The sequence below is a fragment of the Deinococcus gobiensis I-0 genome, assembly GCF_000252445.1.
Lineage (GTDB): Bacteria > Deinococcota > Deinococci > Deinococcales > Deinococcaceae > Deinococcus > Deinococcus gobiensis.
The window spans coordinates 18,013-35,663 of sequence record NC_017793.1 but is presented as its reverse complement, the minus strand read 5'-3'; the positions used below and the strand labels follow the sequence as shown (position 1 = coordinate 35,663).

The following is a 17,651-nucleotide window of genomic DNA, read 5'->3' as shown; positions in this document are numbered from 1 at the left end:
TTTCCTTTACTTGTTGAGTGCGACCGCAGACCTGCCGTCTGTGGGCTGAAGAGTGATCGCGGCCTTGCTGATCTGTCCGGCAGTTGAAGTGGTGGTCTTGACGGTACCGAACAGTTCTCCGGCTTCGCCGATCACACCGTTGCCCTCCCGATCCATGCCAGCAATTACCGTGATGGATGTATTGGGAGGAAGACTGTTAAGTGTGAACTGTCCTTGTTCAGGGCGGACATAGGTGATGACGCGGCCTTTTTCGTCCAAAGCAGCTGCGATCATGCCCACTTCACCCTGGAGAGGCCGCGCATTGACCAGTCCCCAACCCGTGGTGAGGTCCATCCCGGAAACACCAAGATCTGTCGCCTGGCCCTCCAGAAGCGCCTTGACCTGATGGGCCGGCGTACCCTGTGCCAACAGGAGAGCAGCGATACCGCTGACCTGCGGCGCGGCCATGCTCGTTCCGTTGCGCAGGGCATATCCGGGCGCACCTGCACTGGTAATGTCTGTCGACAGAATGCCGTCCCGCTCGCCGTCCTGGTTCTGGTCAGCATTGAGATCCCCGCCATACGCTGCGATCCGGGTTCCAGGTCCGCGGTTGGCATAGGTCGGCTGGTAGGTCGTGACCGGCCCATTGACGCTGGTGACTGCGATCACTCCAGGCAGATTGGCTGGGGAATAGGGCAATCCACCATCGTTCCCAGTTGCGGCCACCACAATCACACCGGCCTTCAGCACCTGCTGCACCGCCTCAGCCAGACGCTCGCTGTATTCAGGCGTGCCCAGTGACAGGTTGATGACCTGCGCGGGATGAGGATTGGGGTGTTCGGGGTCCAATCCCGCTGCCCACAGCAGGCCCTGGATAAGATCACTCACTGACCCGCCGTCTGGACCGATGACACGGACTGGGAGAAGCGCAACCTGCGGCGCGGCGCCCTTAACCTGACCATGCGCGCCAATCAGACCCGCAACATGAGTTCCATGTCCACTGACGTCCTGGGGAGTCAGGTCACCATCCACGTAGTCGCGTCCCGGGAGAAGGGTACTGCGCAGGTCTGGATGATTGCTGGCCACCCCCGTGTCAATCACGGCAACGGTAATCCCTTTGCCCTCTGTCGTCTTCCAGGCTTCCTGTAGCCCGAGAAGAGGCCAGAACCATTGTCGGTCGGTCACCGCCTGGGTCCCCAGATGGAGGGGCAGCTCCGTCTTCTGGGTGTCCTGAACCTGCATACGTTGATCGAACTCAGCTGCTACGCCCTGTTGCAGCAGCAGATCCAGGGCGCGTTGTGCCCCCCGCACCGAGGTGTACCGGGCCTGCTGAGAGTTGAGAAGGGGCAGAGGGCGTATGCCTGCCAGCTCCTGGGGAGGAAGGGTGGCTCCCGCCGGAACCAGCAGGGTTGTGGTGGCGGGGTTGATCACAGCGGGACGAAGGGCCTGGGCAGAGAACCCTGAAGCTGTGGCAGAGGCCTGATTTTCCAGGGGACGGTACACTCTGCCTTCCAGTCGCGCCGCTTCTTTGCGGACCGTCCTGGTTTCACTGGCCCGCTCCCCCACGAGGACACGGACGTTGAATACCCCGTAAAGGTCACTGGCCGTGCCAGAGATATCCTGACTCGCATTGACGATCGTCTGAAGGCTCGTCGCTGTCCCCGTGACGGGGAGATACTGCCGGTTGACTTCGATCCCGGCCCGGCTGGGATCGGTTCCCCAGCCAGCACCCTCAATGACCAGCGTCGAACCAGTAAGGGTGACCCGTTCAATCTTGGGCACGACGTCAAGGAGCACCTTCTGTCCAGACACCCCCTGCAGCGTCACCTCGTAGAGGTCGGCGAGCAGGGTCGGAGGAAGAACAAATTGCAGGCCTTCTTTGACCGGGACGGCCTGCACCGTTATGGGGTCACCCTGCAGGCCATCCAGGGTGACGCTGCTTTCTCCAGCTGGCAGCCGGCCGTACAGGGTCACTGTCTGGCCTGGCGTCGCCGGTGCAGGCAGAGCCGTTGTCAGGACGAAGGCGTCTGGTTTGGGAGGCTCCCCTGCGCCACACCCCACCAGAAGGGCCGTCAGCAAAAGCGCGCTGCCGAGGCGGCAGTTCACGGAACAACCAGGGTGCGCGACTCGCTGTAGCTCAGGCTGACCACCCGGTCTCCTTCCTGACGCACGCCCGCGACCCACCAATGGTACGTCCCTCTGGGTAGGGGCTCACGGGCACTCGGGTAGGCTGCGCTGAGCTGCGTGGTGGTGACGTACTTCCCTCCATTGAGCGGGTTGGTCCACAGGAACTGCGATTTCTGTTCACCGCAGGGGCGGTCGCAGAGGAAGTACAGGTAACCCGTAGCTCCGGGCAGGGCTGTCCAGGTGAGGACGGGCTGCCCCTTCTCGACCACCTGGCCCTTTACGGGACTGGCCACCAGTTGCTCGTCCATAAAGACGGCCCGGCCAGCAGCGGAGGTGGCCGACTCGGTCTGGGCGACCCCACTCAGGCTGCGGACGGCCCCGAAGACACGGCTCCCGACGTCTTTAGCATCTTCAGCGGAAATAAATTGAGTGTGGGTCTGCCGGGCTGCGCCGGCGGCCGTCGCCGCGATGTTGGCAACAACACTGAAAGGGCCAGCCACACTCTTGTCTGAACGCAGCACCCGGTAGCCGTCTGCACCGTCGACGGGAGACCAGGCCCATTCCACGGCAAGCTGGCGGTCTGCGCCGATGGCCTGCGTGCTGATGAGGCTTGAGTGCCGAGGCACCGTAGAAGACGCGCCTATGTCTCTCAGGGCAATATGGGCCGGATCAAGCGGGGGTAACTGCCGCTGCGTACCCTGCGACTGCAGGTTCAGGCTGCTCTTGGGAATGTTGTACGCGACCATGTACTGCAGCGCGGGGCTGCTGGCGTTCTGGATAATGACTGGAACGGTGGGGCTGGTCCCCGTGGCGCCCTTGACGGTGGCTTTGGCGTAAAGCTCCAGATCAGCGCCTGCGGGAAGAGATGCGGTATTCCAGGTGACGATATAGGGCGACGTATTGACGGTTCCGATGAGGCGCCCTTCCTCGGTGCCTCCCCGCGCGCGGGCGTAGACCGTCACTGTTCCTGTCTCCTGGGTATCCAGCGTGACCTGTACGGCCGTCGTGCCTGTCACGGTGGCTTCCGAAATAGGCGTGAGGATGGCCACAGAGGGCGGTGTACCACCGCTTCCACATGAACTTAGAATGAGACCCAGGCCGAGACCGGCCGTCAATAAGCGCAGCATATGAGCATCCTCTCAAATACGACCGGGTCTGTCGAGCAGATATGACCAGAGTTACCGGTTCTTGGCTGTCTGGACCGACCTTTCCCAGATAGCTCAATGTTGTCAACAGTCCCATTGAATATGTGATAAGGGTGAAGTCTATGAGACCTTATCGAAGACCTCCAGTCATCCAGTGGTCCGGCGAGCATCGATCTCGTCGGATCGGTACCACCCTTGCTCTGACCTATCTGCTCGTGACGCAGGTGCTGCTGCCCTCCGCTGGCCTGGCCACGCTGTACCAGACCACCCCATTGCCGGGCGTGGCGACCACCCCGCTTCCCTACGAGCTGTTTGGAGGGGGGGAAAACTTCGGTGACCTGACCGATGCCTTGAATCTCGCCACCGGCCAGGTCTTTCCCGATATTGCCAATGCCAAAAAGGCCACGTCGGGCGCCGATCCAGACCCAGCCACCACGCAGATCACCACCAGCCCGGCGCTCCGGCTTCTGGGCTTCCAGGGGAGTGGATCTGGTGGGAGCGAAGAGATCCAGACCCAGAACCTGAAGGGCTCGCAGTGGGGCGGATATGGAGTCGCGCCTGAACTGAGCATCGGTACGCTTATCAAAAGTAACGATGAGAACCTTTGTCAGACTGAGAACAAGACTGTCAGTGGCGTCCTCGTAGAGGGTAGGTTGGAAGAAGGAACCTATCAGGTTTCTGTGCAGGCACGGTCCACAGGCGCTTCCTTCCCTGTCAATTTCGGCATGGATGACTCGCGCGGTACCGACGTCATGTTGACGAATAGCATGCAGACCTTCACGCGAGACTTTAATTTAAGTGGGTCCACTCAAAACAGAATTTTTCAAATCAAAGAGTGGACGAAGAATAACCCCGATTGGGAAGTTCTGGGTGTCTCCGTCCGTAAGGTGAACGGCGGGAGCTTGGGAGAGAATAAATTACCCGTCAAAGTTCTATCCAATTGGCTGGGCTACTGTGGGCCGCAGTCGTTGACCCCCATTTACCGAATGGAATCGAAGGATGGAGACACAGACGGACGAAGTGGGATTATCCATCGTGGAGTCCCAAAAACTTCGGGAACATACAAGATAAAGTTTGAAGGCCGTGTATCAACTGGTAATCTAGAGGTACATTATGGTCTAGATGATCATAATAGTAAAGACGTTACTCTTAATGATCAATGGCAGACTTTTGAATCAGAATATACGATCAATAATTATGATAGCCGAGTTTACGATGCTGATCGTACTTTCCAAATCTTTGAAGGCGTTAAAGACAATCCAGCGTGGGAGATCCGAAATATTTCCGTCCGCTCCACACGTTCCCTAAGTAATTTGACACCCGATTCAGATTATAGATCTAATGAGTGGGTTGGATATTTTCAGAAACCAGCCTTGGAACCCATGCTTCGTATTTTCTCCAGAGATGGCGGTTGCAACGGCCCAATCAGCGGGTTGATTCGAAGGCAAAATTTGGTACCTGGTCGCTATCGCTTGAGTCTTGATGCCCGGTCAACTGGCCAACCCTTCCGTATCGGCTTCGGTATAGACGATGGTCATTCAATAGGTGTTGGATTGACCAATCAGTGGCAAAACTTTGTCTATGAAGCTGATATCAACCAGAACGGTACGAATGACAATAGGGCAATCCAGCTTCGTGAGGACGTACCCAATAATCCCGACTGGGAAGTAGGAAATTTCAAGCTCCAGAAGCTTGAGAACAATGTTTGGCAGGATTCAGTGTTCACCAACTCTGGTCCTAGCGACTGGCAGGGTTACTGCATTGATACACCTACCGCCAACTTTTTTCGCCTTAAATCATCGGATCATCCGGAAAATAACTACAGCGGCTTGATATTCTTGGGCCAGGAAAAGCGTGGTCTGGGGAAATACAATGTATCTTTCCAAGGCCGCACGCGCTCAGGCACTCTGAACATTGGCTACGGTTTGGATGACACGACATCAACCGGAGCCACGCTCAATGACCAGTGGCAAACATTCAATACGACTTTTAATATTAATAAGGATAACGCAAAAGATTATCATATGATTCGTCAATTTCAGATTTTCGAATCAACCAAGGGTAACGTTGATTGGGAAATCAAGGATGTGCGCGTCGAACCAATTGTGGAGAAACTGGTCCTCCAGGATGGCGACGGGAGCTACACCGACTTCAATCTTTATCAGCCTGATTTCTCCACGGTGCCTTCCTGGATATCGCGTTATCAGACGGACGGTTCGTCCATGTTCTACCGGTCCACTCCCCGGCCTGGTACGGCCTTCTCCGAACAGTGGATTGTCGTTCGCTCTGTCAACAATACACCTGTTGCGCATTTCTACGACAAGCAAGGTACACGAACCACGTTCTATGGCGATGGTCAGTATGCGGATTTTTCGCAGACGCCACATGAGCAATATCTTTCAGCCAAAGAGAAAAATGACCCTGATGGGATTGCCAGCGGCTCCCCTAAAACTGAATTTACGTACACTGCTCCAGGAAATGGTCGGCTTCAAAGCGTACAAGATAGGTGGGGTCGTGTCACAAAATATATTTGGAATGAACAGCAAGGTTACATAACTAATATTCTTTACAATCTATCTGATATAAACGATTTTGATACATATGCACGTAAAATCAAATATGAATATAATCAAATGGGTGATCGCCGTGTTATTTCTAGTATCACTTTTGTAACAGGTAATGGACGTGGAAACGATCTAAATAACAGAATTCAGCGTAGATATTATCTGCAGTACTCATCCCTACCAAACGGTGAGCCTAGATTATGGAAGATTCAACGGCCAGCACTTGGACTAGAGAAACTTATATCCAATGAGTATGGCTATGATGACCAACAACGAGTTATATCAATTAAACAAACTGGACTTCTAGACACTTTCATTAATTACAAAACCCTTTCTTGGGGTACCGAGGTCTCACAATCTCAGGGTGACAAACTCAAAGTATATCAATTTAACTCTGACGGCACACTAGCAAACTTTAGTCAAAAGGATAGCCAGGCATCTAATATGACTGGTGAAAATATGACATTGGGCTCTTTGACTCAATTTAAATATGATACTCTAGGAAGATTGATCATAAAGGTAGAACCGGATAAATCTCAAACCCAATTTCTATATGACGATCGAGGCAATTTAGTACACGAAGTCATATATTCAAATTCTAGTCAAGCATATTCTAACCCGCCTGCTGGATATTATCGCAAAAGTAGCTATAAGTACGATAAAGATAATCAGATCACTAGCAACTATACGGATGATGGCTCAAATAAAAGTGGTAACGAGTTTGGATATGAAAACTTTGAAACATCTAATGTATTAGGTTTAAATTTTTCAGCCTTAAAGTCAATTACGGAAACTATTTATGGTAACAACAAAGCAAAGAGATCCACAACCACTTCTTATGATAGCTCTGGGAGACTGGAAAAATCAGAAGTGAGATCTGGCGATTCCAAAGGAATACTACATATCACAAACGAATACTCTTATTACAATTCTTTACCATCAGATGTAAATATTGTAAATATTTCTTACAACAGTGAAATGGTGGATGGTTTAAATAATCTGCAAAGTCGTAAAGTCAAACAGTACGGTGATCAAATAAAACTTGTTAACAGCAACGGTAGAAAATCAGAGTTCACTTATGATGAATATGGTAATCAATACTATAGACGAGACCTCAATTCGTTTAATTCTAGTATATCATTTTCCAAAGGAACTAATGGCTTAAATAACCTAATAAACAACTTTAGTGACCGATTAACCATAACTGCCTATAGTGGATTCGGCGATATAGTGGCTGATGTTATGCTATACGGTGGTGAATCTCTTAAAACCGCTAAAGCAAAACAATTTAATCGCTATCCTACAGGAGAAATTATAGGAGAATGGGAAGGTATACCAGATAACCTTACACTATTTAAATACTCATTTGCGGATTCTAGACTAATTGGAATAGAAAAAGGTAAGAGCGATAGAGCTGGGTTTAGAATTTCTCCTTCTAATATTAGGATTAAAGAAGAATATATTTACGACGACTATGGTAGGATAATTTCTAGCTCTAAGACTACTGGTGGAAATAGTTACGTAGTCAAAGATACATTTGATACTATGGATCGTATTGTAAAAACTGAATCTTCAAACGGGATTACAGTTCAGACTGAATACTCTCCAGGTAGCTCAATCAAAAAAATTATCAAAACCGATACTTTAAGTAAAAAGTCTACTACTATTGAATATACTAATAATAGTCTAGGTTTAAGATTGCAAGAAACCTTCAAAAATGGTGAGGTAGATGCTGGAAATATAAAAAACTCTTTTGATGCTTTCGGGAATATAACGCAGAGTATAGATAATAGACTTACTATGCTTGATAGTGAAGATGCTAGAACAAGCTACTTCACTTATGACTCTTTTGGTAGACTAATTAAGAAGCTAGGCCCTCAAGCTTCGAATTCACCATACAATGACACGCGACGTCAATACGAAGAGCATGAATATAATTGGCAGGATCTAGAGACATTAACAAAAACCTTAATTAATGGTACCGTTTCTCCATCTAATATGAGCATGCCCCTTCAAGGAGAGATTGCAGAGACTACTTCTACTTACGACTCTTTTGGTAATCTTATAACAAGAATTGACCCAAGAGGCTATACAGAGAGGATAGAATACGATAACTCAAATCAGCCTATAAAAAACTCTCAGCAGGTTTGGAAAGAAAGTGAAGAGGATTTTAAAAAGGTAGCATTTGGCTCGTATACGTTAGACACCTATTCATCCTATAACGCTGCTGGTAAAGTATATCAATCTATAGATGGTAACGGTAATATTTCATCTGTATTTTACAATAGACTGGATCTTCCAATCATAGAAGTTAATAACAATGGTATAGTCAATAAGGTGTATACGTATACGCCAGATTTTTTAATTGAGGAGATTTGGGAACCAGATAATAATATCAACACTAGCGCTTTTTATGATAAATTTGACTATACCCAACCGAGTCAGACTCATTCACGAATGAAGTACTTGCAATATGGTAATAGTCCTTATCCTACTCAGCAATGGACCGCATATATGAATGATTCGGCTGGCCCAAACATTGGTACCCAGACAGAGTTTGAATATGATGCTATGGGTAGAATCACAAAGTCAAATATCGTAAATACTATGCCTGGATATGATACTTTGACGGAAAACAAGTATGATTCTCTAGGTAGATTAATTTATAATAAAAATCCTAATGGAATTACAACTGAATTTTCATATGATTTAAATGGAAATCTTCTTGGAAAGATAGAAAAGGGTTATCAAGGGTCAGTGGATGAAAAACACTTTCCTAATGGCTTGACTTCGTCTTATACATACGATTTATCAAATAATCTAACCAAGAAATTAGAAAGGGGTAAAATTGTAGAATATGCATATAATAGCAGTGGTAAGGTAATTTCCGAATCTCTACCCAGAATAGGCGAAAATACTCCTAAGAGATGGAAAAATATATTTTATAGATTAGATAATCTACCTGTCGCCAAGACTGATTCCAACTATCAAGGCAATGTACTCACTAAAATAAACTCAATGGGATCTAAGAATAATGATCAGCCATCTATATCTTCTGGAAACTTAATTACCTATTCTTACGATAGTATAGGTAACTTGCGGTATGAAAATTCATATGGTTCAATCATCCTTTATACTGGGGCTATTTCGCCTGCCCAAAGAGAATATTCTAAGGAGATTTTGTACAATGGTATAGGACAGAAATATAAAAGAATTTTCTTAGGCTCTACAGCTATATATGAGCGTCAAAAAACCAAAAATATTACACCATTAGAGCATTCTAATAGTATAACATATTATAAGTCTGATCTCAATAATAATCTGATAGAAAAATGGGATACTCCAAGTTCAGAGAGTGATCCTAGATCAGAAGCATCAGATAATGATATACAAAACTATTTCTCGTATGGGTATAGTCCAACCAATAAGCAGACCTATTCTTCAAGAAAGATAGTCATTCGCCATTTAAGCCCATCTAAATCGAACGTACTCTATAGTAAATATGGTGGTCAAAACGGTATTTCCTTCGGAAATAGTGATGCCAATTCTAATACTAAGTACAACGAAAGAGATAATATTGTAAGTTATAGCGTTACAGATATTGTACCCAGTATGGGCTCTGATAATCAACCTAGACAGGATGAAGCTTACTCCTACGCTACCTCAGGACAATCATATACTTACTATACAGATGGTAGTGTTTATAATAGCTGTACAACTAATACTAGCAATGCTGGAAGTGTTTGTAAGACTGTCAACAGTTACGATAAATTGGGTAGAGAGACAGCTGTATTCGACGGTAACGGAGCATTATCCAAGCTTAAAGATTCTTATGAAGAGTTCTATATCTCTCCTACTGAATCCGGCAAACCTACAAATATTGCAATTACCTATAAATTCGATGGCTCTTCAAAGGCAGAGTATAAAGAGCTAGATGGTAAAATCGCCTATCAGTCCTACACACCTCCGATATCCATAGCGCGGCTGATCAAACCAGTTCTTATTGAGAAGCAAGCCTATACTATTGATGAGTCAACTATATGGAATGATGATAATATATATGACTCAATTACCGGAAATCTTATGGGTACCAAGCCGCAGGTAACGGATACTTACTCTGAGGAGAATTCAGTTATTACAGACGAAAACAATAAACAATATAATGCTAAATATCAAAAAATATTAAAACAACTAAATATAAGAAAATAGAGTATGATTCAAGTGGATTGCAAGTGGGTAATGCAGATATATACACTCAGGATGAAATTCTTACAATATGCAATAACAAGTCTGGTGAATTTTATTGTAGGCAACCGACAACTACCTCTTATAACTATTCTACACATGAAAAAACTTATTTTGATAATGAAAATCATCTTATCGGTAAAGACTTTATCTACTATAATAGCGATAATTCTCAATCAACAATTAAGACTAAATACTCGATAGATTCGCGCGGCAACAGGCTCTCTATATCAGAGAGGAGTGCCTCAAGCGATGTACTAATGAAACTTAATGGATATACTAAAAAGTATAATCAAGATGATCAAGTTGCATCTTTTAACGTGTCACGTGTCCAGAGAGTGGGATACTTTGACGGAAATTCTACGGTTACACGGTTCAATGATTTTAGATATGATCCATATGGTCAACAAGTCATATCTTCAACTGGACAGATAGCTGATGACGATAAATGGGTCAATGAGTATGGAGTATTAAGAGATTGGAATAATAGCCATTACTCTGATAACTCTCTACAAGTCATTATTAGAAAAACTGGAGCTTACCTCTATGACTCTTATGGAAAATATGCTGATAGAGTTATAAGGACATACGACACGGCAAAAGCAGAATTTAGAGATTCGACCTTCTCGGTTCTAGATAATAATTTCAGCAAAGTCCAATGGGAGGGAACACAGCCATTCTATATTTCAGATGCTACGATTCAGCCGTTGGATGCACCTCTAAAGTCTCTGAGTGAGAGTCTCAAGCTCAACCCGCTCGATATATCCCCACCCTCTCTTCCCAAACTAGTTGATCCCAGCCAAATATACCGTGATACTCAAACATCTTCACAAGACAAATCGAACATAACCAATCAAGAATATAAAAAACCAATTGAATTGAACAAATTAAATTCAATTGAACTGGATGAAGTACAGAAGCATACTGTCTTGGATGAAAGCAAATTGTATTTAGAGAACTCAGATCTGATTGTTGGCGACAGGATTAAAAAATTAAGCCAGAGAGATATAATTCAATTGGATCAGAATGGTGGAGAGTCTGAATACTGGTCAAATATTTGTAATGCATATAGTTCCTCGTTATCAGAAGGAGCTGAGTGTAGGAATAATAATGCCAAAAGAATCTATGGAATGTCTAGCGAAGAATTAGAAGCTAAGAACCAGCAATTAGCCAAGAATCTGATGAGTAGAATAGAATACTCATTTAAGAATCGCGCAGTAGATTCCGACCAAACATTCCTTAAATCAGCAAATGACTTAATCCTTAGTATTCAGACTACTACTCTCCTTTCTGAAGGTGAGAAGATGACCACACTCCAGGGGTTGACACTGAAATTTGAAAACAATCTACAGTATAGTAAGGATGGTGCCACATCTTATGGTAGATCCAGTGAATATGCACCCATTATTAAAGAGAGCTTCATAAAATACATAATAGGCACGGAAAAAGTAAGGCTTAAGCTATCGGATACACTAAAACATAAGGAAATGGTCATGGAGGGCTTATTATACGAATCTGTAGCTGAACTAGCGCTCCAAGATTATAAAAATGCCAAAAACGATATAGTTATGGCTGCTCTGACTTTGCCTGTAGGTGAGGCGCAGATATTGGCAAGACTATTAAGCGGGGCCAGCAGATTAAAAAGTATTGGCCTCAAGGCGGGAATCAAGCTACTTCCTAGCACTATGGGCACAGTTACCAAAGCTGTAGCTAATGATCTCTTGAGTGGCTGTAGGACAAATTCCTTTTCTTCAGAAACACTTGTTAGAACAGCAAAAGGCTTGGTAGCTATCTCCGCACTCTCGATTGGCACACCCGTACTGGCTTATAATGAACAAACCCATGCAAACGGGTACTACCCGATTACGGACATCATCACCCACGGCACCAAAGACCAGGGCGTTACCTACCTGACCCTCAAGGATCCAGAGCAGGCGGACAAAGCGGAGCTGATCACCACCACCCCCGAGCACCCCTTCTACCTTGCGGCCCCCATCGACACTCAGCCCCGGCCCAAGCCCCAGGGCCATGATGACCTCAGCACCAAGTGGGTCGGTGCCGGCCACCTCAAAATCGGCGATAAAATCAAGCAGGCCGATGGCACGACCGGTACGGTTACCAACGTTATTACGGTCCAGCAGACCCAGGAGATGTTCAACCTCACGGTGGATGAGGCACATACCTTCTACGTTGGGACAAATGAATGGTTGGTGCATAATTGTGGGCCGATTTCGATGGCCGAGGGTCTTGCTGAATCTACCGCCTTACGCAATGCACTTACTGTAGGCAATAAAAAATCGTTTGCTTACGCAGATATTAACGTAACTGGTTTGGATGGTAGAATGGTCGGCTGGAGTGGCAAAGAAATCAAAAGTTCTACTCTAATAAACAGAGCTGGAGTCATGGTTGCTAATAATCCTACACTTGAATTACAGAATATAAAAGGAATGCTAGATGGTGAGAGAAAGCTTCTTGATACATTACGTTCGAGACTATCGCCGGATGCAAAAGGAACAATCAATTTATTTATTGATCCACCAAGTAAAGCCAACTCTGGTTATATGGGAGCATGTCAGGTTTGCTCTGATGCAATCTTGCGTTTTAGAAGTGATTTCCCCGGAATAACCCTAAACGTCACATCGAGGTGATTTATGGATCAGAGAGTTGTAAGTCAAATAATTGAGGCGATACAGCAGGACGATTATGTACTCGTATCTAATTTGTGCCAGACTGGTGTTGATCTCAATGTCTTAAGCGATGAATATCAAATTACACCACTCAAGACTGCTATTGAGTTTGATAATATACAAATAGCTCTCAAGCTTTTAGAGTACGGAGCTGATCCTAATACATATTATTTTGGACTTACCCCGTTAGGACAGGCAGTAGATCTATATTGTCTTATGGTTCAAGAAGATCCGGAGGATAATAACTTAAGCATGATAAAGTTTCTAATAAATCATGGGGCATCGCCCAAACTATTAGGATCCGATGGAACAAGTGCCATTGATGTTGCCATAGCATATGGATGTCAAGATATTTTAGATGTTTTGGAAAGTATATAGATCAGTAACATATTTACATAAAGACCCTTACATAATTATATCTAATGTAACTATTAAAACTATTATCTATTCTTAAAATCGAATAAAACTTATAACTTACATCCTAATTAATAACCGTAAAAATAGTAACTCTACGTTTTTAATAAACGCGGCAGGTGACTAAGGTAGAGCTTCAGATGGAGAGCGAGCAGCGCACATGGTGCGCTGCTCGACAGCGCTTACTGATCCATGCGTAAATAAGGAGTATTGGGCATGACCGTTTCTCCCTGGCAGCCCAGCGGCCTCACCCGTGCCCAACAGGAAGAACGGCTGCTCGCCGCTCAATCTGCACTATTGATCCCTGCGGAAATTGGTAGCGTGCCAGAGTAACGCGGCTCTTGAGGTGAGGTAGGACGGTGGCCGACTTCCTAGATTCGCCAGAACTCTGAATGCCGGTGCGTAATGCTATGAATCAATGCATGGATCAGTAGTTGCTCTGGCGTAGGCGGCTCAGCCTCGCTGACCCGGTACAGCGGCACGCTCTGCCAGCCCCAGTTCTGCCCTCGATGCCGGTAGAACCGCCATGTGCCCACCTGATGCCCTCACCGGAATCCGAGTTTCCGGAGAGCCGTCTGAGACGCTATACCTTCCGGGCAGTGGTCGAATATGGGCAGGGTAGGCACGTCAGTTGCTTCCACTCTGTGGGTAGGCCAGATCCGCGAAGCCCACGTGCGTCGATTGGAATTGCACCTCGACCGTACCTACTTCCCCATCGCGCTGCTTGCCCACAATGATCTCCGCAATCCCGTGCTTGTCGGTCTCTGGGTTGTAGTACTCGTCGCGGTAGATGAACATGATCACGTCCGCATCCTGCTCGATCCCCCCCGACTCCCGCAGGTCACTCAGCATCGGCCGGCGGTTCGGGCGCTCCTCCACCTTGCGCGCGAGCTGCGAGAGCACCAGGAACGCGCAGTCCAGTTCCCGCGCCAGTCCCTTGAGCGCCCGCGACACCGCGCTGACCTCCTGCTGCCGGTTCTCCTGTCCCGTTGACATCAGCTGCAGGTAGTCCACCACCACCAGGCGCAAGGGCGCCTCCCGGTGCATCCGCCGCAGCTTGTTCGCCAGGATCCGGATGTTCGTGTCCGCTGCCGGATCGTCGAGCAGCTTGATGGGCGCGCGGTCCAGGTACGCCGCGGCGCGCATAACCCGGTCGCTCTGGGATTCATCCAGGGGCCGCTCCCCCTTCGCCGCGCTGCGCAGGATGCCCGAGTTGATGCGTCCCCGCGTCGCCACCATGCGGGCCACCAGACTCTGCCGGGGCATCTCCAGGCTCACGATCGCCACCTGCCCCTTCTCGCCCGTCCTGGCCAGGTGGGCGCCTACGCTCTCGGCGATGTTGAGCATCAGGGCACTCTTGCCCATGCTGGGGCGCGCGGCCAGGATGTTCAGCGTCTGCGGGAAGAGTCCGCCCCCAAGCTTCCTGTCCAGGTCCTTCAGACCGGTGGAGAGCGGCACCACGCCCGCTCCACTGTGTAGGAGGTCCACGTAGGCACCCAGCTCTTCGGAGAGGTCATACACGCCCTGGTCCAGCTGCGTCTCCAGGCCCTGCCCGATCTGCGCGGCCTTTCCCAGCATGTCCTCGAGGGGCATCTGCGCCTCGTACGCGGTCTGCATCATGCGCCCGCACTGGCTGATGAGCTGGCGCAACACCCACTTCTCCCGCACGATGGCGGCGTAGCTCTCGGCATACGCCGCCATGGGCGTCTGTTCCGAGAGGCCGATCAGGTAGGTCACGCCCCCCACCGCGTCTATCTGCCCCACCCGCATGAGTTCCTCAGTGAGGGTCACCAGATCCGGGGTTACCCCCCGGGCCCGCAGGTCCAGCTGCGCCGCGAAGATCTTCCTGTGCCCCTCCCGGTAGAAGGTTTCGGGCTGGAGCACGCTCATGGCTGGTCCGTCGAGGGTGTTGACGTCCAGCAACACGCTCCCCAGAACGGACAATTCCGCTTCCAGGTTGTGTGGCGGCACACGTGGGGTGACCGGCAGATCCAGGCCGCTCACGCCTCCACCGCCCAGCTGCTGACCACCGTGGTCGGGACGTAGGCCGGCGCGTCATATTCCGCGAAGGTGATCCGCCCGTGTTCGATGGCCTCGACCGTCCAGACCTGCCCATCCGGGGCGCGGCGGCGCTCTCCGGGCTGGCACCCCGGTCCCTCAGCTGCTGGGGGCTTCACGGCCCCCTGAACGCCCGCACGGCTGGCCTGCGAACGCTGCCAGGCGGCCGAGCAGGTCACCAGCGTCATGGGGGTGATGGTGTCGCGCCAGCTCTCCTCTCGCCGGATGTAAGCCAGAATCTCCGCTGGCGCCGTGACCGGCAGGCCGGTGAGCCGGAGTTCCTTGGCGGCCCTGGCCACCTGGTTCTCGATGCTCGGGGCAATTCGGGGAACACCCGGGTACAGGGCCGCCGTGATGGCCCGCAGCATGTCCCAGTGATTCGCCGTCCCCTCCGGTTCCGACTCGGCGCTGCCGGCCGCCGGAACCTCTTCAGTACTCGTGGCCTGTTCAGATCCCTCGTTCGCCTGAACATCCGCATCAACCTGAACAGGACTGATCCGCTGGCCCCCGGCCTCGTCAGAGGCCGCGCCGTAAGGCGCATATGCGGGGCCTGCCTGCAGGTCGAGTTCGGTTGGGGCCGTGTCCTGATTTTCTTCGGTGACCACCACCGGCGCGTCAGCGCCAGCAGTGTGTTTTTCTTTAACTACTAAATAGTTTCTTTCTTCCTTATAAGATCCGGCCAAATTTTGGCTGGATGAATTCACGGGCCATCCGGCCAAATTTTGGCTGGATAACCGCTTCACCCGGCCAAATTTTGACCCGGCCAAATTTTGGCTGGATGAATGGGTGTTCGCCTCGTTCTGCACGTCGGAAACACCCGTTTTCTCCTTCTTCGGCCGCTCGAAGGCTTCGGCGCTGATTTCGTCGTCGATGACCAGGCTGTAGCGGTAGGTCACCCGGTTGAGTTCGTCGCGGGCCTTGTGGCGCCGGACGGTGCCGCGCCGCATGGCTTCCTGAAGGCCGGTCTTGGCACTGTTGGGGCTGATGCCAGCCGCCTCCGCCAGTTCAGGAATGCTCAGCCGCTCGGTACGCTGACGGTGCCATCCGAGCGTCAGACGGATCAGGGCCAGCGTGATGCGGAGCTCGGCGTTGCTGATGGACGGCATCAGGGCAAAGATCTGGTTGGGGACCTGGGTGTAGTTGGGGGCGGCAAGACCGCGGGCCTGCTTGGCACTCATGAATGGACTCCAACGCGTCATCGGGATACACCAATCCCGCCCGGTACGTTGACCGGGCACACATAGCCGCGTAAACTATGTGCAAGGCGAATGCCTCCGCTTGCCCAAGCGGTGACAACTTTAGGTGAGTTCGGGATTTTTACCTGCCCCCAGACACGGTTTCGTAGACCAACTCTGGGGGTTTCCCGTTGGTCGGATACACGTCGGCCAGCGGATTGCCTCTGAGCATAGCAGCCGCCCTCACCTTGTGCGACTTTCGAGAAGAGGCCTCGTTGCTGGAAGTACAGGACCTTGCTGAAAAAATTGATCTGACAACTGGAGCTGGAGAGCGTCTGCTGTTGAGTGGAGATGCTTGCAGCGCCGGATAGGGACATGTCCCCAGCGTTAACCCAGTCCTGGTTGCTACCCCGCTTGACCTCACAGGTGTCAGGGCCAATGTGACGATCTGCCCCGCAGGACGAGAGGGTGTGGGTGGTGGGGGCGGAGCGCGCTAAATGCATATCTCTAGCGTCAGAGGGTTTCTGGTTGGCACATGCTTCGTAGCGTGCATCGTCAATCCGTACAGAGAGTGCCTGGGAAGCAAAAACCACGTATACAGCGCAGTTTTTGCTGTATAGACAGGCTTGTGGCATGGCCAGTGTGGCGCTCCTGCGGGTTGAGCAGTTGACCTCCGCCTGGGTTGTGCTGGCCTGGGCTGGCCCCTTGATGCCTGGGCCCAATCTGCATCCAGCTCTTCGAGACGCTCTTCTCCCTCAGCAGTGAGGGCATAGAGGCGACGCTTGCCCAGGTGGCCGACGATCCGCAGGAGCCCTTGCCAGACCAGACGGGAAAGAGCCTTGGTATGGGTGGTCGGCGTACGGGGAGAGACGCCGTGACGCCGTATGGCGCGCTCGAGCAGCTGCCGACCGGTGAGTCCCAGAGCGCAGGCCTGACGCAGCAGCAGGTGGGGAAGCTGACCTGGGAGGACCGTGCCGATTCTGGTTGTCACCTTGCCCCCCGGAGGTGGCGAAGCTGTGCCAGAGCGAGTTTGCTTGCCTCTTGACTTCTGGTGTGCACACCAGACACCACGACAGGAAAGCCAGGACCACGCATCAGGATTCTGGTCGGCCGGTTGACGTGAGTTGTGGCGGGGGTGCCCACCCGTTGCCTCTGATTTCTGGTGTGCCAACCAGAAACCGTATTCAAGGAATGGCTGACTTGACGGGCTGTTCTGGTCGTCGTGGCTCGCCACAGAGAGGTGGAAACCCAGGAAGA

7 protein-coding genes are annotated in these 17,651 nt (G+C 50.0%); 3 read left to right on the top strand and 4 right to left on the bottom strand.

Translation table 11 applies throughout. The annotated features are described in order from the left end of the window. Positions 1-6 precede the first annotated feature (6 nt). Both DGO_RS23690 and DGO_RS24575 read right to left on the bottom strand, forming a co-directional pair. Positions 7-2,085 (bottom strand): S8 family peptidase, encoded by a 2,079-nt coding sequence (locus DGO_RS23690; RefSeq protein WP_145975611.1) that lies wholly within the window; start codon positions 2,083-2,085, stop codon positions 7-9. Further along, positions 2,082-3,155: an Ig-like domain-containing protein gene (locus DGO_RS24575; protein WP_264371066.1), complete on the bottom strand. Its 1,074-nt coding sequence runs from the start codon at positions 3,153-3,155 to the stop codon at positions 2,082-2,084. The genes DGO_RS23690 and DGO_RS24575 overlap by 4 nt, the downstream gene beginning before the upstream one ends. A 311-nt stretch (positions 3,156-3,466) precedes the next feature. Here DGO_RS24575 and DGO_RS22935 point away from each other — a divergent pair, with 311 nt between their 5' ends. Genes DGO_RS22935 through DGO_RS22925 form a run of 3 tightly spaced genes read left to right on the top strand, consistent with a single transcriptional unit; the run spans position 3,467 to position 13,125 of the window. After that, on the top strand, positions 3,467-10,024 hold the full coding sequence (locus DGO_RS22935; protein ID WP_169331078.1) for an RHS repeat protein: 6,558 nt from the start codon (positions 3,467-3,469) through the stop codon (positions 10,022-10,024). Between the two features lie 23 nt (positions 10,025-10,047). Further along, a complete protein-coding gene (locus DGO_RS22930; RefSeq protein ID WP_145975610.1) occupies positions 10,048-12,708 on the top strand; it encodes a polymorphic toxin-type HINT domain-containing protein in 2,661 nt (886 codons plus the stop codon). A gap of 3 nt (positions 12,709-12,711) precedes the next feature. Further along, positions 12,712-13,125, top strand: coding sequence for an ankyrin repeat domain-containing protein (locus DGO_RS22925; RefSeq protein ID WP_014686973.1), 414 nt, complete (start codon positions 12,712-12,714; stop codon positions 13,123-13,125). 663 nt (positions 13,126-13,788) lie between these two features. Here the strand turns inward: DGO_RS22925 and dnaB are convergent. Then, a complete protein-coding gene (gene dnaB / locus DGO_RS20740; RefSeq protein ID WP_043805350.1) occupies positions 13,789-15,150 on the bottom strand; it encodes a replicative DNA helicase in 1,362 nt (453 codons plus the stop codon). 11 nt (positions 15,151-15,161) lie between these two features. Then, entirely contained in the window at positions 15,162-16,397 is a 1,236-nt protein-coding gene (locus DGO_RS20735) for a hypothetical protein (protein WP_043805304.1), read from the bottom strand. Between the last annotated feature and the right edge of the window lie 1,254 nt (positions 16,398-17,651).